This window comes from Collinsella bouchesdurhonensis, from assembly GCF_900155365.1.
GTDB classification, from domain to species: Bacteria; Actinomycetota; Coriobacteriia; order Coriobacteriales; family Coriobacteriaceae; genus Collinsella; species Collinsella bouchesdurhonensis.
Genome location: NZ_LT699742.1, coordinates 218,341 through 239,015, shown reverse-complemented (window position 1 = coordinate 239,015; position 20,675 = coordinate 218,341). Strand labels below are relative to the sequence as shown.

At 58.1% G+C, this 20,675-nt stretch carries 17 protein-coding genes and 1 tRNA gene; 4 read left to right on the top strand and 14 right to left on the bottom strand.

What is annotated here, in order from left to right; all coding sequences use genetic code 11:
- Window positions 1-360 precede the first annotated feature (360 nt).
- Window positions 361-1,695: an ATP-grasp domain-containing protein gene (locus BQ9843_RS06015; RefSeq protein WP_075844291.1), complete on the bottom strand. Its 1,335-nt coding sequence runs from the start codon at window positions 1,693-1,695 to the stop codon at window positions 361-363.
- An 11-nt stretch (window positions 1,696-1,706) separates the two neighbouring features.
- Window positions 1,707-2,258, bottom strand: a complete 552-nt coding sequence (locus tag BQ9843_RS06010; RefSeq protein ID WP_195906627.1) for a GNAT family N-acetyltransferase — start codon at window positions 2,256-2,258, stop codon at window positions 1,707-1,709.
- Window positions 2,259-2,576: 318 nt separating this feature from the next.
- Between BQ9843_RS06010 and BQ9843_RS06005 the strand changes: the two genes are divergently transcribed.
- Entirely contained in the window at window positions 2,577-3,374 is a 798-nt protein-coding gene (locus BQ9843_RS06005; protein WP_083647954.1) for a nucleotidyltransferase domain-containing protein, read from the top strand.
- Between the two features lie 220 nt (window positions 3,375-3,594).
- Here the strand turns inward: BQ9843_RS06005 and BQ9843_RS06000 are convergent, their stop codons facing one another.
- From BQ9843_RS06000 to BQ9843_RS05985, 4 genes are all read right to left on the bottom strand, one after another.
- Window positions 3,595-4,473 (bottom strand): ATP-grasp domain-containing protein, encoded by an 879-nt coding sequence (locus BQ9843_RS06000; RefSeq protein WP_083647953.1) that lies wholly within the window; start codon window positions 4,471-4,473, stop codon window positions 3,595-3,597.
- Between the two features lie 26 nt (window positions 4,474-4,499).
- Window positions 4,500-5,606, bottom strand: coding sequence for a serpin family protein (locus tag BQ9843_RS05995; RefSeq protein WP_075844289.1), 1,107 nt, complete (start codon window positions 5,604-5,606; stop codon window positions 4,500-4,502).
- A 156-nt stretch (window positions 5,607-5,762) separates the two neighbouring features.
- Window positions 5,763-6,959: an ATP-binding protein gene (locus tag BQ9843_RS05990; protein ID WP_075844288.1), complete on the bottom strand. Its 1,197-nt coding sequence runs from the start codon at window positions 6,957-6,959 to the stop codon at window positions 5,763-5,765.
- Window positions 6,960-7,230: 271 nt separating this feature from the next.
- Window positions 7,231-7,307 (bottom strand) — tRNA-Met (locus BQ9843_RS05985).
- Between the two features lie 218 nt (window positions 7,308-7,525).
- Here BQ9843_RS05985 and BQ9843_RS05980 point away from each other — a divergent pair.
- Complete coding sequence (locus BQ9843_RS05980) at window positions 7,526-8,293, top strand: type III pantothenate kinase (protein WP_075844287.1); 768 nt, start codon at window positions 7,526-7,528, stop codon at window positions 8,291-8,293.
- Between the two features lie 12 nt (window positions 8,294-8,305).
- On the opposite strand, the gene BQ9843_RS05975 is transcribed toward BQ9843_RS05980, so the two are convergent.
- The 4 genes from BQ9843_RS05975 to BQ9843_RS05955 all read right to left on the bottom strand — a co-directional run bounded on the left by BQ9843_RS05975 (window position 8,306) and on the right by BQ9843_RS05955 (window position 12,786).
- Window positions 8,306-9,148, bottom strand: coding sequence for a biotin--[acetyl-CoA-carboxylase] ligase (locus BQ9843_RS05975; protein WP_230205625.1), 843 nt, complete (start codon window positions 9,146-9,148; stop codon window positions 8,306-8,308).
- 155 nt (window positions 9,149-9,303) lie between these two features.
- The gene (gene folP / locus BQ9843_RS05965; RefSeq protein ID WP_075844284.1) at window positions 9,304-11,076 is read right to left on the bottom strand and encodes a dihydropteroate synthase; all 1,773 of its coding nucleotides are present in this window, start codon (window positions 11,074-11,076) and stop codon (window positions 9,304-9,306) included.
- A gap of 121 nt (window positions 11,077-11,197) precedes the next feature.
- Window positions 11,198-11,950 carry an NAD-dependent protein deacylase gene (locus BQ9843_RS05960; RefSeq protein WP_075844283.1) on the bottom strand — a complete coding sequence of 251 codons (753 nt, stop codon included), beginning with the start codon at window positions 11,948-11,950 and terminating at the stop codon, window positions 11,198-11,200.
- 71 nt (window positions 11,951-12,021) lie between these two features.
- On the bottom strand, window positions 12,022-12,786 hold the full coding sequence (locus tag BQ9843_RS05955; RefSeq protein ID WP_075844282.1) for a hypothetical protein: 765 nt from the start codon (window positions 12,784-12,786) through the stop codon (window positions 12,022-12,024).
- A gap of 176 nt (window positions 12,787-12,962) precedes the next feature.
- Between BQ9843_RS05955 and BQ9843_RS05950 the strand changes: the two genes are divergently transcribed.
- The gene (locus BQ9843_RS05950; protein WP_075844281.1) at window positions 12,963-13,775 is read left to right on the top strand and encodes an exodeoxyribonuclease III; all 813 of its coding nucleotides are present in this window, start codon (window positions 12,963-12,965) and stop codon (window positions 13,773-13,775) included.
- A gap of 340 nt (window positions 13,776-14,115) precedes the next feature.
- A complete protein-coding gene (gene nhaA, locus BQ9843_RS05945; protein WP_022386525.1) occupies window positions 14,116-15,525 on the top strand; it encodes a Na+/H+ antiporter NhaA in 1,410 nt (469 codons plus the stop codon).
- A 235-nt stretch (window positions 15,526-15,760) separates the two neighbouring features.
- On the opposite strand, the gene BQ9843_RS05940 is transcribed toward nhaA, so the two are convergent.
- The 4 genes from BQ9843_RS05940 to BQ9843_RS05925 are packed head-to-tail and all read right to left on the bottom strand — an operon-like array spanning window position 15,761 to window position 20,433.
- The gene (locus BQ9843_RS05940) at window positions 15,761-16,474 is read right to left on the bottom strand and encodes a DUF6580 family putative transport protein (RefSeq protein WP_230205620.1); all 714 of its coding nucleotides are present in this window, start codon (window positions 16,472-16,474) and stop codon (window positions 15,761-15,763) included.
- A 10-nt stretch (window positions 16,475-16,484) separates the two neighbouring features.
- Window positions 16,485-17,933 carry an ABC transporter ATP-binding protein gene (locus BQ9843_RS05935; protein ID WP_075844279.1) on the bottom strand — a complete coding sequence of 483 codons (1,449 nt, stop codon included), beginning with the start codon at window positions 17,931-17,933 and terminating at the stop codon, window positions 16,485-16,487.
- The gene (locus tag BQ9843_RS05930) at window positions 17,930-18,796 is read right to left on the bottom strand and encodes an energy-coupling factor transporter transmembrane component T (RefSeq protein WP_075844278.1); all 867 of its coding nucleotides are present in this window, start codon (window positions 18,794-18,796) and stop codon (window positions 17,930-17,932) included. Before BQ9843_RS05930 ends, BQ9843_RS05935 begins: the two co-directional genes overlap by 4 nt.
- Window positions 18,793-20,433, bottom strand: a complete 1,641-nt coding sequence (locus tag BQ9843_RS05925) for an outer membrane protein assembly factor BamB family protein (protein ID WP_075844277.1) — start codon at window positions 20,431-20,433, stop codon at window positions 18,793-18,795. The genes BQ9843_RS05930 and BQ9843_RS05925 overlap by 4 nt, the downstream gene beginning before the upstream one ends.
- Window positions 20,434-20,675 lie beyond the last annotated feature (242 nt).

The window sequence follows — 20,675 nt, the reverse complement described above, 5'->3', positions numbered from 1 at the left end:
AGTGCTGCGATCCAGGAAGTCACGGCGCGAATCATCATGACGATGGCCGGCGCCAGCACAGAGGTCAGCAGCGCCCGAAAGACCTCAGATCGCAGAGGCTCAAGTTCCATATGGGAGAACTTCCTTTTCCGATACAGTCGACTGCCAAAGCACCAGATCAGGTTAATGGTCGCGAGACTTAAAAGGAGACATAAATACTCATAAAGGATGTCTGCAAACGGCATTTCGGCGCTCCTTTCGAAGGAAACCTATTAGTGGTCTCATTCTCGCGCGCCGTGGGGACATGCCTTTTCCAGGCAGCATCCCCGAAGAGCGAGGCATGCTCGGGCAACGGCGCACGTCCCCCTCCGCCGAGGGCCTTTACCGGCAACAATCCCAAAAGTGAGGATCGTTCAGGCGATTCACCCACTCCATGATTTCTTTTTTCGACTCGTCGGTATTGTCCCAGCCGCCATGAACACTGGGAGACGCACCCAGTCTGAGACAGCCTCGCTCAAATCGCGTCATGTTCTCAATCACTCGCTTGTCGTAGACCTTCTTGATGCGGAAGTTGCAAAGCCTGTCCGATCTCATGTAAATCTGGATAAGTCTCCTCTGGCGGCGCGGTTTCCCCATCACCACGAATGTCCAATGGCCTTCGCAAATATGCCACTCGCTACCGATATACACCTTTGTACCCGGAGAAAAATGCTTGGTTCCACGGCCTACGGTGCCGTCTTTTCTCACATGGGCAGCGTCTTCAGAGACATTCGCAACAAGACACCAAATCCATTCGGGAAGGTGCGGAGACTCCTTAGCGATTCGCTCAAGCGAAGAGTAAAAGTCCCCGACGTTCTGATTCAACGCTCTTTTGGCAACCTGCCCGTCATCCGCACCAATGATGAGCCAATCCCCATCATACAGCTCGGCAAAGTCGAGCTCGTAAAACGCGCTCTCACTGCAATGCCCCTCGATGAGCCACTGCGGCGGCTTGGGTGCGTCAGGTGGTTGGCCAGAATTGGGGAGCATCTCGAAAAGCTGTCCATCAAAGAACCAGCCACGCCATTCATTGGTCGCAGCGCTATATCGCTTAAGTTCAGCCCATTCCTGAACGATCAGATTGCCGTAAATGGCATCGGCGTCTTTGTTCAAATGCTTGTCCAGCAAGCGGTTGAATTCTTCTTCGGGCATATCCTCAAACGTCACCACGACGCGATTGTCGGCATCGAGATTCTTCATCACTTTTTTGCGCCCATTGCTATTGGCAACGGCCTTCCAGCCGCCCTGCGAGTCTGTCAAGACTCTCCTGTAGTCTCCGCTGTATGCGCAATAGTTACCACGCCGGCCAACGCCTCGAGTCTCGGGCGTATCCCTATGGGCCTCTCCTAAAACATGGCAATCATCGAACGTGAACCTGTGCGTTAACGCGTAGTGCCAGCCGTCCGTTATCATCCTGATGCCAAGTTTCTCAGCAGCTTTGTAGAGAGACTTGTACTGCAAGAGCGGCAGCCGAGGACCACGATACATAACGGGAACCCCAAAGTTCCCTGGACGTCGATTAAAGTGCAGGATTTCCTCGTTCACTGCCTTTTCGACATCAAAAAGAACCGCGTCGAAAAAGGTCATTGATCTTGCCACGGAATATTCTTCTGCAAAGCCTTCGACCACTTCCCAGCCATCCGGCCCAGAAGGAAACATGATGATGAGCCCGTCCATGCTTTTCGCCCCTATCTTGGCATGTGCGCGGGATGCCTAAATACCAAAACATGGCTCAGCAACTTTCTTGGCTCTACGCCAAACTCCTCCGCCAAGCTGCATAACTCCTCGGGAATTCCCCCAAGCTCCTCAAGACGCTCCTCTTCGAATCCCTCAAGAATAGCGGGGTCATTAATAAAATGCGTATCGATTCCCCAAGGCACAAATCCAAGGCGCCTGAACATCTTTTGGCTGCCGATATTCTGCGGGTCGATTTTTGCGATAAACGGCGTCACGCCCGCCACTCTCCAAAAGGCCCCCATGAATGCCAACACTGCCTCCGGCCCTAAGCCCCTTGACTGGAAGTGCTCAAGCAAATTGATTGCGATCTCGGGGCATTGCCTTTTCAATCGCTCTATGGCGCAATAACCTAGAAACTCGCCGGTTTCTTTAGCGCATATAGTGCAGTACAGGGAATCCTCCCCCTGCACGCCTTTCCAATAATCCGCCCGGAGCTCTTCATTGCGTCGATACTCGCGCGCAAGCAATGGGCATGGACCACCGAACGCATCGATGTACTTCATAACGTCCTCGCCTATCGGACGCCTAAGCACGAGCCTCTCAGTACGCGCCAAAACACCATCGGCATCAAAAAATAATGAAGCCCTTAAGTCCTGCATCATTTCCCTGCGCCCCTGTCACACGCGCGGCCTTTTGAAACTCGAGTCGAACCGATAAAGCCCACTCTCAAAAACCCGCTTTCAACCTTTATGTTTTGGATATTACCCTCGCGTGCGGACACACTCCCGCCACATGGCAAGCCCGTTTCAAGGTCCTCCAAAGGAGTGCTGACGCCTATACTCAACTTAAGGGTTTTCCCAAGCCACCCGGAGGTGAACGCCATGAACGAAGACGCAGCCAAGCCGATATCCACGCACATGAACGAGCGCATCGCGGCCGAACTCAAAAATATCGAAGCGAGCAAGGACGTTCGCGTACTCTACGCATGCGAATCGGGGAGCCGTGCTTGGGGATTCGCCTCCGAAGATAGCGACTACGACGTCCGATTCATCTATGTGCACGAGCCCGAGTGGTACCTCCGGCTTGAACAGGCGCGCGATGTTATCGAATGGAAGCTCAACGAGGCGCTCGACATCAACGGCTGGGACCTAAGCAAGGCGTTGCGTCTTATGCGCGCATCAAACCCCACCATCTTCGAATGGCTCAACTCCCCTATCGTCTACCGCGAACTCGATGCGTTCTCTGCGCCCAAGGAGCTCTCCGGCCCGTCGTTCGCACCGCGGCCCACCATCTACCACTACCTCAACATGGCCCGCAAGAACCGAGTGGACCATCTCTCGGCAGAGCGCGTGCGCTTGAAGAAGTATTTCTACGTCATGCGCTCCCTGTTGGCCGCGCAGTGGGTTGCCGAGAAGCGCACGGCACCTCCCGTACCCTTTGCGGAACTCGTCAACGCCGAGCTCGAACCCGCCGTGAAACCTCTTTTTGATGAGCTCGTCCAAAGGAAAATCAACATCCCCGAAAGCGATCTTATGCCGCACGTCCCCGAACTCGACGTTTGGATCGAACACACGTATCAGGAGGTTGAAGCGGCGATTCCCAACGTTCCGTCTTTTGATAAGCCCGAATGGGACGCCTATGACCGCGCCTTTCTTGATGTGCTGGGAATATCTGACTAGGTACGACGAGCCTAAGGTCACAACTATACGATGGAACCACTCGCCATGCTCACCATTGGGGGGGAATCCCGCACTACGAGAATGCCCCCAATACGCCCACCCTCAAGAGACTTAAGAATATCGCCGCACGCTTCGTCCATCTCGTCAAGCGCTTTGCAGCGTGGAAAAGACCAGTTGTTGACAAAAGAGCCCGAGGAATCTTAGGCAAAACCCGCTCATGTCAATCCCGCCTTTCGAGGGCATCCGCAAGCACTTGATAGTAGATAGCCGGATCCTGCGCCGCAGCGAGGCCCGACACCTGCCCGTCGCCGGTCTCCACCACAATCCAGGTTCCATTCGCTCGCTCCGCAAAGTCCACGGTGTAGTAGGGGCTCCCAAGATTTGAGCACGCCAGTACAAGCTCCTCGGGCGGCTTCGCAACATTGGTCGGCTGATTTGAATTCCTGCATACGTTGAGGAGATTCCCGTCGAGATAGAAAGCTCTCCATTCATTCGTTGCACCACCGTAGCGGGCCAGATCAACGCACTCTTTGCAGACAATACCGACCGTGAAAAGGTCCCCGCGGAGCCTGACGAACTCTTTAACAATCCCGTCCATGCGCTCTTGGCTCACGGGAGTGTGAAAGCTAACGGGAAACCTCGTCCCTTTGACCGACTTTACATAGTCCTTGACCATAAACTCCGTGAACATGCGGTTGATTACCACCGCATCAGCCCGATGGCCTAAAAAGGCAACGAGCCGTGGAGCATGGACCTTCAAGGCATCATTCCGCATGTAAGCAAGCGGGAACATGTGGAACTCCTCGTATGCGTTCGGCGACGTCAGAGGGCAGAGCCCCTTCTCCCTCAAAGCGGTAAAGAAAGCCCTGTATCGGTCTTGCTTCATCATCCAACCTCGATACACCAACGGCAACGCTTCATCAAGAAAAGGGCGATCGAGCGCAAGCTCTCCACGTTCCTCGAACAGTTCCAGATCGAAAAGCCCCACGTCAAGACGCCCCTCAGCACACGCAGACTCATATTCGATGCGCATCGACCCATCTGGAACTATCTTTTCAAAATAGTCAGCTGGAAAGAGTACGTTGGCAACCCTTGGCATAGCAGCCCCCTTCGCAAATCTCAACCTCACCTTTCTTGCACGTCCACCGACGGTAGCGCGGCGTTTGCCACAAAGAGCGGTACGCCGGCGCGAGACATGAGCGCTGCATAAAAAGGCCTGTCAAGCGTTATCTTGCGCGGCTCTGGCGGATTCTCCGGCGGAAGGCCCGCGACAGCGACCATCGCCGTGTATGCGCCGGCCTCTACGCCGTTCTCATCGACGGCAAACTTCGCGCCATGGACAATCTGCGTTGGAGTTCCCTCTACTCCCACCATGGGTGCAAGCTCCATCGCAGTTGCCGCAGAGATGCCAGCGGCCTTTAGCAGCGAGCAGACATCCGAGAGCGTCGACTCACATTCAAAGCGAGGAATCCCCAGGTCGACGGGCCCCCATTCTCCCTCGCCTTGGGACAGACGCTCGAATAGCCCAAGCGCGTCATCAACATGACCATCCTCGCCGCTCGGAAGAACAAAACACATGCCGGCATCGGAGCTGAGGGGCAACGAGAAGGCAACGCTGCCGTTCTCGACAATTACCGCACAATCGCGCTTGCCGTGCATAAACGCTGTTTGAATATCGCCGTCCTTTGCATGGAAGTTCTCGACTTTGGTCGATTCGCCGTCAAACGGATCCGCCCATGCATCCTTCATGTAAAGCGCGCTCACAAGACAGGCAAGAGCCACTGGCGATAGCTCGATGCCTGGCGACAACAGGCCGTGAGTTTGTTCGGCTATCCAATCGGTCACCCGTTGGCCAACGCACGGATCGGCCAAGTCATCGATTGAGACATGCACGCCGCATCTGTCGCACTCGTGCAGAAACGCCTCTGATGGGTTCGCGGACTTAGAGAGCCAAGCTGCCGTTGCTGAGCTCGCATCATAACCGTCATAACCCCAGTTCCGCTCCCGCTCGATGCCAAAGGGATCTCGCTCGCCAAACATGTCGCCACCGCCCAGGAGCATGTCGAGCTCCCTACGCGTGGCGCCCGAGGCACCCTTTCGCACAATCGTCAGCAGGCTCGCGACGCACGCAGGAGACCAAACCCCATTCTTGTCTTGAGCGAGCACTTTCTCGGATAAGGTATTTGCAACGCTCCATGCCTGCAGGCTTGCCGGATTCGCTTCGTTAGTCATAGTCCACCCCCCATCGTTAGGACACGAACTATTATTTCTCACGGCGCGGACACAAATCTGCACTGGAAAGGCAGCCCAACGGTTTTCCAAGAGGCTCAAAGCCTTTCTATTCCTCAAAAACGAATTATTTTCAATTTTGAGGAATAGGCTTTTTTGCTATGCCTCGCCGCACAACCACCTCGCCAGGTCCACAATCTGCACCCCGTCACGGTCCGTTGTCTCGTGATGCGTGCGAGCCAGAATCATCTTGGGATACGCGTCGCCTATCTTAAGAAGTGGCGAGATTTCCCTCTCAAACGTCTTTTCCGAGCTGATATCGTCGCTAACTTGGATATAGAGCTTTTCGCTTCGTTTGATCGCTATAAAATCAATTTCCTTCTTATAGAGAACGCCAACGTATACCTCGTATCCGCGACGCAACAGTTCGATAGCTACCATGTTCTCGTACACGCGTCCCCAGTCCATATCGCGCGTGCCGAGCAGCGCATACTTAAACGCATGGTCTGCCAAATAATACTTCTCACCGCTCTTGAGATATTTTTTGCCACGAATGTCGTACCGGCGCACCTTATAGAAGGCGAATGCATCGCACAGATACCCCATATACGTGCCAACCGTCTTGTTCGTGATCTTTAGCCCATCCGCATTTAAGGCATCCGTAATGTTGCGAGCCGACGTGATGTTGGAAACGTTATCCATCATGTAATCGGCAATACGCAGCAGCGCCGATTCGTTCCTCACGCTGTGCCGCTGTACAATATCCCTCACGATCAGCGTCTTGAAAACTGTAGAAAGATACTGGTAGCGCTGCTCTTGCTTGTGGTAGGGATAGGAACCGGACATCCCACCAATATGGGCATACTCATCGAAGTCGCGATCAGCCTCGCCTCCATCGTTATAAAGGCGGTATTCCTCAAACGAGAACGGGAAGACCTCAATTTCGAATGTCCGCCCCGTAAAGAGCGTCGACAGGTCGCTCGACAGCAAGAACGCGTTCGATCCAGTAATAAATATGTCGTATTGCTCAGAGGCATGGAGACTATTGATTGCTCGTTCGAAACCCTCGCACATCTGCACTTCATCGATAAGCAGAAAGTTCTGCGCGCCTTCCCTCCGGCGCTCTTTTACATAAGCGAGCAGCTCATGATACTCAAGCAGTCCCTCGAACTCATCGAGGTTGTAATTGATCTGAATCACGTTCGAGTCAGGTAGAGTCGCCTCTATGAAATCGCGAAGAGACTCGAGCAGTTTCGATTTTCCACTCCGGCGAATGCCCGTAATGACCTTGATATCCGGCACGCCGATAAGACTCGTCAGGGTATCCATATACGACGCTCTATTGATGAGTTTCATCGGCATCCTCCTTTGGGCACCTACCGTTATTCCTCAAAATTAATAATTTTTCAGTTTTGAGGAATAACCTTGCTGCCAATATACCCTGTTGAAAGATGTCTCGCCTCGAGTCTATTCCTCAAAAACGAAAATTATTCAGTTTTGAGGAATAGAGCAGAGCCGGTAGCCTTAGCCCCTCGACGCCGCTGTGCCTCGAGGGGAAATGAAAAAATCCGGCCAATCAGCAACAAAAAAGCCCGGAAGCCGTTAAGCTTCCGGGCTGCAAAATTCTTGGTCGCGGGGGCAGGATTTGAACCTACGACCTCCGGGTTATGAGCCCGGCGAGCTACCAGACTGCTCCACCCCGCAATGTCTGGACGCACCTCGTGCGCAAGAAAGTATATTACGATGCACTTATGCTTGATGCAAGAAGAAACTTTGCTTGCTCGCACATCTCCACAATTTAGGGCGCTTTATCCACAATTGGCGTAAACTCAGCGCCCCATCCAGCCGCATGGCAGCAAGCTCGAAGTATACAATTGACGCGAAAGATTTGCATCGCGCATGCGGCATACGAAGGGAAACTCATGCTTTTAGCTGTGGATATGGGAAACACGCAAACCGCCCTCGGCCTGTTTGACGGAGACGACCTTGTCCACTCCTGGCGCATGCCCACCGATCGCACCTTCACGGCCGACGAGGTCCACATGCGCCTTGAGGGCTACTTTCGCATCTCCAACCTGGACCTTAGCCAGGTCAAAGCCATCGCTTTTGCCGGCGTAGTGCCCGAACTCTCGCGCGAGTGGCACGCCGTGGCAGCGCGCCTTACGGCAACCGCCGTGGTCGTGGGCACGCAGACAGCCCAGGCAACAAAGCTGCGCGTAGCCAACCCCAGCGAGGTTGGCGCCGACCGCATCGCTAACGCCGTTGCCGCCGAGGCCTTCTACGGCGCGCCCGCCATCGTGGTCGACTTTGGCACCGCCACCAATATCGATGTTATCGACAGCGAAGGCTATTATATCGGCGGCTCCATCGCCCCCGGCATCCGCATCTCCATGGACGCCCTCACCGCACGCGCTTCCAAGCTGGCAAGCGTTCCGCTCGAATCGCCCGCTTATGCTATCGGCAAAAACACGATCGAATGCGTGCAGAGCGGAGCCGTGATCGGTGCCGCAGCCATGGCGGAAGGCCTCGTGGCCCGCATTAAAAACGAGCTCGGCGCGCCCGATGCCCGCGTTATCGCCACAGGCGGCCTCAGCAGCGTGGTGGCGCAATCGACCGACGTCTTCGACGTCATCGACAACCAGCTCACTCTGCGCGGCATCCGCGAGATCTATCGCCGCATGACGGAGTAATACGACACGCCCCTAAATTTGTCGCAGGCTTACGGCTTCCGAAGGATAATTCTGCTCGCCTGCAGGCGTGATGACCACTGCACGGCCCCAGATGTCCAGACCAGAAAACGTGCCCGTGTCCATCACGCGACCCGTCGGCGCAATCACAGCAACCTGTTTGCCTAGCATAGGCACCATGTCGAAGTACTCAGAAAGAATCGGCGCCATGGGCCCCATGCCCGCCTGCATCGTGGCCATCCTCGCAGCCCATGCATCTACGCGAGCAATCATCGCATTGCGCAGCATGCCGGCGAGTTCCTGCACATCGGGGCAACCGTCCCCACCCATCAGTTCATCGAGCGAGATGGGCTCCAGTGCTTGCGGGCTCACCTGAGAGCCATCGCCCTCGACCGTCACCGGATGCAGGTTAACGCCCAACCCCACCACGGCAAAGGGACCGTCGGCGCTCGCCTTGGCCTCCACCAAGATGCCCGCGAGCTTGCGATCAAAGGGCTCGTCCTCCCCTGCCGCGACGCGAGCCACGATATCGTTGGGCCACTTGATGCCCACGCGCTCGGCCAGACCAAGCTCACGCAGCGTATCAATCACGCCCATCGCGCACACTGCCGGCAGCGCCGTAAACTCCTGCATGCGAACGCCCGGGCGCAGCACGCAGGAAAGATAAAGGCTCCCGGCGGGCGAGGCCCATACGTGGCCGCGCCTACCGCGACCTTCCGTTTGCTCCCGCGCACACACGCCCCAGCCGTGTNAGCACGGCCCATACGTGGCCGCGCCTACCGCGACCTTCCGTTTGCTCCCGCGCACACACGCCCCAGCCGTGTGGCGCGCCCTCGCGGCCGCGCTCGATCGCCACATCATTAGTCGACGTCACCGACTCCTCAAACACGATCTGCGGCAACTCGCCGGCAATCATCTCGCCCACAAGCACTCCTTCAACACAAAACGCTCCGTTTGAGCAGAGGCGCGAATATCCACGTCTGCCGCCCAAGCGGGGGCCGAATCAAACAAAACTACAGCGAGCCCAGCTCGCCCACAATATGGCCCACGCGGTCCTCGGGCTCTTTTACGTCCACGCCCTCATAGCGGAAGAAACGCGCCGGGTCGTGCATAAGGTCCTCGAGGGGCACAAGCACAAAATCGCGCTCGCCCAGCTTGGGATGCGGCAGGCGCAGCTTATCGCCGCCGTGAATCTCGCCTTCCATCCACAAAAGGTCGCAATCGAGCGTGCGTGGCCCGTTGGCGCGCGCACTCTTGGTGCGATTGCGCCCCAGTTTGTTCTCGACCTCCATGAGCTGATCCAGCAGGATAAGCGGAGCGAGCTCGGTGCGAATCTCGATAACGGCATTGGCAAAGGGCTCCTGGCGCTCCTCGTAGGCAGGCTCGCTCTCGTAGATGCGCGAACAATTGGAAACACAGGTCATGGGAATCTCGGCAATAAGGTCCTTGGCAGCACGGATATTATCCAAGCGGCGGCCCAGATTGGAGCCGAGGGCCACGAACGCGCGGCGCGGCTGCGGCTTGGCAACTGCCCAATAGCCGTTGAGGAACTGCGCGAAACCGGCCACGTCATGCACGCGCACGATGTTCGCACCAGCCTGGATGGCGCCCAGGCACACGCCAAAGGTGGCAGCGTCGCGCTCGGTAGCATCTGCCACGCCCGAGACGGTGCCCACGAAGCGCTTGCGCGAAACCGCGCACAGCAGCGGGTAGCCGAGCGAGGCCATCTTGGCCGTCTCGCGCTGGATGATGATGTCCTCGTTCGCAGTCTTGCCAAAGCCGGCGCCCGGATCGATGCAGATGCGCTCACGTGCCACGCCCGCCTGCATAAGGGCGCGCGCTTGGTCGGACAAAAAGCCCATGACGCGACGCATGATGGGGGCAGAATCGGGCATGGTGAAGCGGCGCAACTGCGAGGTGCTCACGTAGGCTTCCTCGCGATGCACGGAGCGAGCCATAACAGCGGCGAGCGCATCGGGCTCGGGCTGGGCGGTATCGGCAACAACCGCGGCAGCCGTGGTCTCGATGGCAGAACCGGCGAGCGCCGCACCGATAGCCTCGGCAGAAGGAGCGTCGGATGACGTCTCGGCGGCGTCCGACACCTCGGCGTCCTTAGCGGCAGCATCCTTGCCCTTGGTGGGCTTCTTCTTATCGTTTTTCTCGGGCACAATGTCTGCCGGAAGTTCGTCAAAGGGAAGCAGGGGCTGGATCAGGCTGCGCTTGGTATTGCGGCTTTTGCGCGCCGCGACCGCACTCTCTGCGGCAGCGCGGGCCTTCTCGGCCACAAAAGCAGCGGCAGAGGTATCCAGCTGCACGGCGGTGTGCGCATGCGCGGGCGCGGTAAGCTCGCCCGCGTGCATGACCACCACACCGCAGTTGTTAGTTGTCACAAAGTCGAGCATCTTGGGATCGGTGAAGCCCGTCACGTCGTTGACGATAGAGGCGCCAACGCGCACGGCGGCCTTGGCCACCTCGACATGGCGTGTATCGACCGAGACAATGGCTCCGCGCTGAGCAAGCGCGCGAATCACCGGCAGCACGCGACGCGCCTCTTCGTCGGGAGAGACGGGCGTGAAGCCGGGGCGTGTGGACTCGCCGCCCACGTCGATGATGTCGGCGCCGTCGTCGAGCATCTTGAGGCCGTACGCGATGGCGGCCTCGGTATCCATGTGCTCGCCGCCGTCGCTAAAGGAATCGGGCGTAACGTTGAGGACGCCCATGATGCGCGGGCGATCAAACTTGAGCTCGTACTTCCCGCAGCGCCAGACTTTGGTGTCGTGAGCCATAGATGTCCTTTCGAAAACTGTACATGCCAATAGCCAGGCTACCGGCACGATGATATGCGTATGATGCCGCGCACAGATGCAAACGCGGGGCATGACACCCTATTGTATCCGCCTGCAGGACTTAAAAATCGAAGGCAGCTGCGATGTCGCAGGAAATCAAGAGGTCGGCATTATGATCTTGCGGTGTGGGGTCGCGGTTGATGATTACGAGCTTGTCCCCGTTAAAAAAACGAGTGAGGCCCGCCGCGGGATAGACCACGAGCGAAGTGCCGCCGATGATGAGCATGTCCGCATGGGAGATGGCTTCCACCGCACCGTTGACCACGTTGTCATCGAGAGGCTCCTCGTAAAGAACGACATCGGGCTTGATCTCGCCGCGGCACAGGGGACATATGGGCACGCCCTGCGCGTCCTCGTGCTCACGCGCCATAATCCACGCGGCATCGTAAGTCTTGCCGCAGCGCTGGCAAACGTTGCGATGCACCGAGCCGTGCAGCTCAAAGACGTTCTTCGAGCCCGCCATCTGGTGAAGACCGTCGATATTTTGCGTCACCACGGCATCGAGCTTGCCCGCTGCCTCCAGCTCGGCGAGCTTGGTGTGCGCGCGATTGGGCTTTGCGTCGAGCGCAATCATCTTCTTGCGATAAAAATTGTAGAAGTCCGGCTTATGGGACACAAAGAACGAATGCGAGAGCATCGTCTCGGGCGGATAGTCGAACTGCTGATGATATAGGCCATCCACGCTGCGAAAATCCGGAATTCCACTCGCCGTGGACACGCCCGCACCGCCAAAGAACACTGCGTGCTCGTGCGTCTCGAACAACCTTGCCAGGGCCTGCTGGGCCTCGGCAGCATTGGTTATAGCCTCCGCCATGTGCGCCTCCTTGTTTGCCTTGATTCAGCATAGCGCACAAGTGCGTGCGTGGCCTTCGCGAGCGGGAACGGTTACCGATCGTCACGCGGCTTGCCAAAGTGAGCCCCCTGGGCAGGACCGTCGTCCTCAAGGTCGTCATCAATAACAGAGGCATCTTCGCTAGAGAGATCCGCATCGGCAGCAGCCTCGACATCGGCGGGGCTATCGTCGTTCGCATCCTCATCGTTCGCAGCGTCATCGTCAGGCGCATCTCCCGACTCAAACTCGGGCTCGACAGCGGGTGCTTCACTCTCGTGCGCATCGGCATCGTCCAGCTCGGCGGCATCCTCGACAGAATTTTCGGCACCATCGCTTTCGGCATCTTTGTCGGGTTCAGCCTCGGCATCTTCCGCTACGGGCTTCTTGGGCAGCATCTGTACGCACGCAAATGCGATGACGGCCGAGCACAACACAACGAGCATGCCCGGCCTCGTAAGACTTCCCATGCCAAAGATTCCACGAATCACAAATTTTGCCAGCAAGACGCCAACGATCGCGAATGCCGCCAGCCCCGATGAGGCCAAGAACAAACGCTTCGCATCATAGTTGTGGCAGACAACCATGATGCCCATTACGCCCACAGCCGTGCTCGCGACTGCAAGAAGTAATGCCAAGAGCGCCATCTCGATCGCAACGTTGCGCAAATGAGACTCAATGATGCCCGGCAGCACGGCAAGATGAATAGTGCCAACCGCAGCCAGCATAAAGGCGGCAACAAAAAGAACGATGGAGGCGACCTTGCATGCAATCTCGAGGCGCTCTGCCCCAAGCCGGCCCGTGTTTTGCGCGTCCGACATCGCGAACCTTTCTAAAACGTTTTTGAAAAACCACGCCAATCGCGCGGTATGCTGCACCAACTGGATATTATACGGATGCGCAGCTCGTTTTACAGGCGCACTGCCAATTTGTCTTTGCTGCGATTACATTTACCGCCCAATCGCATGCCTTCTCATCGGAATGCCCAGGAGGACCCATGTCCCAACGTTATCTTTTTGCCTCGTGGAACGTTAACGGCCTGCGTGCCGTGATAAAGAAGTCGCCCAGCTTCGAGGAGATCACGCAAGAGCTCGATGCCGATGTCTTTGCCTTGCAAGAAACAAAACTGCAAGAGGGACAAGTGGATCTCGATTTGCCGGGCTATTTTCAAACCTGGAGCTATGCCGAGCGCAAGGGATATTCGGGAACAGCCGTGTTCAGCCGCGAGAAGCCGCTTTCCGTTCGTCGAGCGGCCGACCTTCTTGAATGCGCCACGCCCGAGGCGCACGACCTCGTAGCCGAAGCCTGCACGGAGGGGCGCGTTTGCGCTCTCGAATTCGAACGTTTTTGGTTTGTAGACGTCTACACGCCCAACGCGCAAAACGAGCTCGCTCGCCTGGACGTGCGCATGGCCTGGGACGACGCTTTCCGTGCGTTTCTCAAAAGCCTGGAAGCAGAAGGCAAGCCCGTTGTCACCTGCGGCGACTTCAACGTAGCCCATCAGGAAATCGACCTCAAGAACCCCCGTACCAACCGCGGCAACGCCGGTTTTTCTGACGAGGAACGCGGCAAGTTCACCGATCTTTTGGACGCCGGGTTCACCGACACCTGGCGCTCGCTCAACCCCGAGGTCACAGGCGCATATAGCTGGTGGAGCTACCGTTTTAACGCGCGCAAAAACAACGCCGGCTGGCGCATCGACTACTTCTTGGTGAGCGACGAGATTGCCCAAAACGTGCGCGGCGCGGGCATCCGCAATGACATCTTTGGCTCCGACCACTGCCCGGTCACGCTCGAGATCGAACTCTAGCCGCAACAATCATCGCTTGCCGCAGCCTCTCGGCACAAAATGGGCGCCCACCGCACAGTGCGGTAGGCGCCCATACTTGTTTTTATCGAGCCGCTACTCTTCTCTATCGGTCAGTGCTAGCAGATCCTCCTCGCCGGTTACGAACCTTAAAAACCTTCTCGACTCCGTAGACAAAGATCTTGCCATCGCAACGGTCGAAACGGGAGCGTAACGCGACGGCAATTTATATGTTTCCGACCGCGGCGAGCAAGCGTGCATGACGCCGACGGGGTTATAACAAAGAGCGGCAAAGTGTGAGAGAGGGCGCAAACTGCCGAGTTGCGCCATAGAGGAGCAGCTTATGAGCACATCAAACGCAACTGGGCACAACACGGCAGCAACTCCGCAGTCAAAGATCGTCGCTGTCCCGGCCGTTGCACGCCGGTACGCGCGCAAGCCCGCCATCCAGCGCATCACCAGCAACGGTACCATTGCCGCAGCCGCCATGGTGCTTGCCGCCATCGTGGCAGTGATCGTGGCAAATACCGATGCCTACTTTGCCGTGCGTGAATTCCTCGAGGCACCGCTTGCCGTGCAGGTAGGACCCTTTATCGGCAGCATCTCACTCGAAGGCTTTATCAACGACTTCCTCATGGCAATCTTCTTCCTCTCCGTAGGTATCGAGCTTAAATACGAGCTCACCGCCGGTGTCCTCACCAACCCACGCCATGCGCTCATGCCCATCCTCGCAGCATGTGGCGGCGTAGCTGTGCCCGCCTTGATATACAGCGCCTTTAATGCGGGCGGCAACATTGGCGGCTGGGCCGTGCCCATCGCGACCGATATCGCCTTTGCACTGGGCATCATGTCGCTTGCGGGAGACAAGGTGGCACCCGCCGCAAAGGTGTTTTTCTCCACGCTTGCCATCGCCGATGATTTGCTGGGCATCATCGTGATCGCGCTCTTCTATGGGCAGACGCCCTCCATTCCCTGGCTTGCCGCAGCCGTTGGCGTCTGCGTGCTGCTGGGCCTGCTCAACGTGCTGCAGGTATTCCATGCACGCTACTACGTGGTGCTCGGCATCTTGCTGTGGTTTTGCATGCTCAACTCGGGCGTGCATGCCACCCTCGCCGGCGTGATCTTGGCATTCTTCTTGCCCGCACGTTCTGACATTCGCCTCGATTCGGTCAAAGACTGGCTAAGCGATCGCGGCGATGAGCTCGACGACATCTATGACCCGCAGATGCACGTGCTGGGTCAGCACGAGTTCACGCACACCGCCAAGCGCGTGGAAAACATCATGCATCGCGTGACGCCGCCGCTGCAGCGCGTGGAAACAACCATCGCCACGCCGGTCAACTTTATCATCCTGCCGCTCTTTGCCTTTGCAAATGCCCAGCTCAGGCTTGTTGGCGTCGATATGGCCAGTGTGGTGAGCGACCCGGTGGCCCTGGGTTGCTTCTTTGGCCTGGTTTTGGGCAAGCCCATTGGCATCATCGCCGTCACGGCGCTGAGCGTGAAGATTGGCTTTTCGCCTCTGCCCGAAGGCGCTACATGGGGGCAGATGCTTTGCGTGGGAGTCCTGGGCGGTGTGGGCTTTACCATGTGTATTTTGATTTCGGGCCTGTCGTTTAGCTCCGGCCCCGAGCAATTGGCGGCAAAATGCGCCGTCCTTGCCGCAAGCGTCACCGCCTCGCTTTTGGGCCTGGCGCTGCTCAACGTTACCCATGCAGCCGAGGTACGCAAGGGCAAGCAGGTAGCTGTGGAGTAGGCGGCGCGCCCGGGCGAGTCGCCGGCCAAAGCGAGCCGGCAGCAAGCCCCTCGGCATTCAAAACCCGCGCACAAACGGCAACTTTTCGTCAAAAATAAGGAAAGGTAAACGTTTGTGCGCGGGTTTTGTTTTGCCGCGTGGCCATGCCGCGTGGCGGTGTCGCGTGGCCGTACCGTCGCGCCGCGCAGGCTCGCCCAAACCGCCACGAATGGCTCCAAGGATGCGCGCCACCCGGTCACTCACCAGCGCGCAAGTCGTACTTTTGCACCACGCGGTCGATTCTGCGCGTCCATGGAGCATAGAGCGCGGCAAGGAATACACAGGTAGCAGCGCTGTGCGTAAGGTCAAACGGCACCGCTGCAGAGACGCGCGCGATAACGCCCGCCACCGTGAGGGGCTGGACAAAGCCGATCACGTCATACGCGTTGATAATCACGCCGTACAGCAAACCCGAAGCGGCGCCATATGCAAGTAGCGCCGGCATACGAACACAGCCATTTGCGCGCCTAAAGGCTCCAGCGTGGGCGAGCAATCCGCCCACGTAGCCCACCACGCCCCAGGCGTACATCTGCCATGGCGTCCACATGCCCTGTCCAAAAAAGAAATTGCTGGTGAGAGCCGCCAGCGCGCCGACCATAAATCCCGAGCGCGCACCCAAACAGGCGCCCGCGATGATAGCAATGGCAGAAACGGGCTTGAAATCGGGAATTGGCCCAAACAGGATGCGTCCCGCAGCAGCCAAGGCAGCCAGCACGAGCGTGGGCATGATCTGCCGCAACGCCGGGCGACTCGCCTCGTAGCCCGCAAAGAACATGGCGAGCACAAGTACCACCATCGCAAGCATTAAGAGAGCCGCCTGAGCGATGCCCAGATACAGCATGAAGCCCATGCACAACGGCACGAGCAAGAGCATCGGCCCCTCTACGTAGCGCCATATGCGAGCAAACACGCGAGCTCCTTTACGGCCGGTAGTACACATTGTTGGCAAAAAACGTCGTTACGGGTTCGGTAGAGGCAATCTCGCCATCGAACATCATGGATACCGTGTCGGCCACCTGCTGCACAAAATCGAGGTCATGCGACGCCATGAGCACGGTCTTGCCCTGAGCCCGAAGGTTAAGAAGCACATGCGCAACCTTTGAGCGTGCCTGCGCATCCAATCCCTTAGTGGGCTCATCGAGCAGCAGCACGTCCGGTTTTGCCAGCAGCAGCTTGCCGATGGCAAGCAACTGTTGCTGGCCGCCCGAAAGATCGTACGGATGCACAGACCCCTGTGCCGTAAGGCCCAGCTTCTCCAGCAGCCGATGCGTCTCTTCCTCGCCATAGCCAAGCTGGCCAGACCACTCCATCAGCTCGTCAAACGCTGTCTCGGCGGCAAACAGGGCACGGGGGTCCTGCGGCAGCAGCACGCGCCGCTCGCCTTCAGCACGCAGCTTGCCGCGCTGGAGGCGCGACGAGCCCGCCGCGAGTGCAAGTAGCGTCGATTTACCGCAGCCGTTGCCGCCTACCAACGCATGGATATGCGCCTTGGCAACACGCAGATCGAGGTTTCGCAGCACCCAGGGAGATTCGCGATCATACCTAAACCAGGCATCCTCAAACGTGAACGCGCAAGGGACGTCTTCCCCCCGCACCCGCGGGGACACGGTCTTGTCAGCATCCACCAGCGGCTCCCGCATGCACATCGCTTCCATGTCGGAAATCTCTCGCACCTGCCCATCTACAAGCTCAAATGCGCAGGTTGCATAGTCAACCATCGCGCGCGGAGCATGCGTAGCCACCACCACGGTGCACCCCAGCTCGCGGTTGATGCGAAAGAGAGCATGGAGAAAATTGCGCTCGGCCACCGGATCGAGTTGCGAAGTAGGCTCATCGAGCAATAGCAGCGACGGTTGCGCCACAAGCGTCGAGGCAAGGGCGAGCAGCTGTTTGCGACCGCCCGAAAGCGAATCGGTACTCTGTCTAAACCAATCGTCGATGCCAAAGAAATAGCTGGTCTCGGCTATAAGACGACGCATCTCATCTTGCGGGGTACCTAGATTCTCAAGGCAAAATGCCATCTCGTGCCAAACGCTCTCGCACACGATCTGGTTATCGGGATTCTGAAATACATGGCCTATGTTCCGCGCGCTCTGTGCGTCGTCGAGCCGGTCAACGTCAACGCCGCCCACCACAAGCGAGCCCTCACGGGTGCCCGCAGGCGCAATCTGCGGCTTGAGCAGCGAAAGCAATGTCGACTTACCCGATCCGGTGCCACCTACAAGTATGGCAAAGGCGCCGCGGGGAACTTTCCAGTTCAAATCGCGCAGCACAGGGGCTTTGGCTTGCGGATACGAAAACGTAAGCCCCTCCACGGCGATGGCCGCAGCGGGTGCCGGCGTCTCGTTCCAATCGAATGTCTCGCTCATGCAAACCTCCTCGAGCGCACAGCATGCATCGCGGCCGGAAACAGCATCCATGCGGCATAGGGAACGTACCCCCACCAGACAACCAGGCGGCTCAGCACGGGATAGAACAAGAACTGGCTGCACGCCACCATGGCAAGTGCGCAGCAGAGCACGGCGGCAAGCAGCAAGACCGTGAGCGCATACACATCCCGCGCGCGAAAGCGGTAGCGCGTGTAGGTAGTACGGCGAGGAGCAGAGCCCCAGCCGCGGGCGCGCATGGCATCGGCCATCTCCAGCGAGTCTTCCATACCCCAACCCATCAACACCGAAGAAAGACGCAGGCGGCTCTTTACCGCATCGACCGCACCTGCTGTCGGCACGCCCTGTGCCCCCTGAACCGCAAGGATTTGATGCCCCCGGCGCACAAAACGCGGAATCATCCGCATCGTGCTCGAAATCATCAGCGCAACCACGGGAGCCACATTGCCAAAAAGTGCCATAACCTTATCGAACGTCAACATACGAGAGCCGGCCATAAACCACAGGGCGCTTGCCACAAACAGGCCACCCATGGCTAAGCCGTACATCAGGCTCTCAAGATAAACAGCCCGGGCACCCAGGTAAAAAAGAACCGTAGAGCCCGAAGCGGAAAAAAGCGGGTTAAACAGCGCGATGATGGCGATGATGGGAAGCTGCCAACGAAGGCCCGCGAGGGTCGAGCGCGGACCACGTACGCAGCAGTTTGCGGCAAATGCCCCGATGAGCGAAATAGCAATCAGCACCGGCTGCATCGCTGCCATGGTAAGGCAAAGCGTGACGATAACGTAGCACGCCGGCACGACGGGATGCGATGTTTCGAATACGTAGAAAGGCCGCTGTTTCATGAACGCCTGTCGTCCTCTCGGCTTCGCCAGACATCCAAACCTTCGTCGCTTAAGCGACGGCCGCCCTTGTTGCGAATCACGGCATATGCGCCAAATGCCGCAACAAAAATCAAAGCACCAACACCAAGGCCCGCGCCATTGGGAAGTGTGACACCTGCCAAAGATGCGCCGAGCGTATCGAGGCTATTTGAGCCGCCTACCGGGGTATTTACCGTTCGGCTCTCATCGGCGGCAAACACCGTTAGCTCCCCGCGCGACACAGCAAAAACGGAGCCGTCGCGATTTACCGACAGCGCATGCGAAAGGGGTGCGGCCGCAGCGTCGAAAGGCCCGTCTCCCGTCCCTTCCTTGCCCGCAATGCGCTGGACCGAAGCCTTGGAATCGTTTGCCTGTTCTATATAAAAGAGCGATCCATCCTCCGCCTGGGCATACACACCGAGTGTCATGGCAGAAGCTTTCTCTCCGTAGGCAACCGGCAGTAACTCGCTTATTGCGCTGGAGCATACGGGGATCTGGGCATCGGCGCGCAACGAAAGCGCGGTACCGTCCTTCGCCAGGCGATAGACAGATCCATCGGAGCCCCCCACGTATACCGCGTCGTCAACGCACACCGGGGCGCAGGAAGAAAGGGCGCATCCAAGACTCACGGAGTTTTCGATCCGCAGGCTCGAATCGGCAGCCTCCACCAGGCAAACCGTTCCGTCGGACGCCGCGACGGCAAGGGCCGCGGCGCTTCCCGCCGTGCCCGCAGATGCCGACGAGGCACACGACGACAGCCCCGCCGAAGCGGTAGCGGCGCTGTCGAGCACTTTGCCCGAAGCAGCTTCGAGCAAATAAGCCACGGAGTTAGCGCCACTCACCAGCAAACGGCCCTGCGAGTAAAGCGCTGCAGGCAGTGCGCCTTCGCCCGCAGCAACGTCATCAAACAAAGCCCCTTTCGGCAGCGTAAGCTCCTCCTGCCACAGCAGCGACCCGTCCACCGAGGAAAACGAGGCGACCCTGGTCTCCAAGCAGCCGTTCCCCCGATAAGAAAAAGTCACGAACACGCAACCTTCAGCGTACACAGGCGTGGAGCACGAACTCCACGTTGCGCCCTCTACGCCTAGCGGCACACCCTCGCCAGAAACCCATGCGCTCGTTAGGTCCTCGTCATATGCCGCCAGGCGGCCGTCTGCCAAAGGAACCATCAAAGCGCTATCGGCAAACATGCAAGAGCCGAGCGACTGCGCGGGCAGTGACACCTGCTTGCAAACCTTGCCACTCGTCGCGTCATATTGGGTCAGACTTGTTTTATCCAAAAGATATAGATAGGTTGCCTGCCCGCGTTGACGAAGGGCAGCAGCGCACAGAGCGCCCGCGTCCGCACTCCACAGCACCTTGTCACTTGCCGGCGCCATGACGGGCACAGCGCCCACCGGAGCGCCCGCTGCCGCAGTGCTTGCATAGCCAGCCCATGCGGTGTAGGGATCATTAAAGGTCGATTCGGCAGCATCTGCGCCCCGCGCTACAACAGGAGAGGCAAAACCAGCCATCAAAAGCACCACGGCAGCAAGGGCATAAGCCCACATGCGCAACGTCGCTCGAAGCGAACCCGCATCGTGCGCGCCCAATCTGCTGGCACTCTGAAACAATCGCATCAATAAACTCCTCCGGCGGGACCGTGTATCCCGTGTCACCTTCGCTTTCGCTATTGTAACGGCTCTCAAAACGCCCCACGCCGCCATGCGCAAACCCCATAACGCATGCCCAACGCGCATCTTTGCTGTGCTCTTGATGCCATGTGTCATCCGCACGCCATTCACGCCCCCGCCTGCGGTATCATCAAAACCTGTCGCGGCAGCAAATGCCGCCGCGCAGTACATACCAAACAACCCGGGAG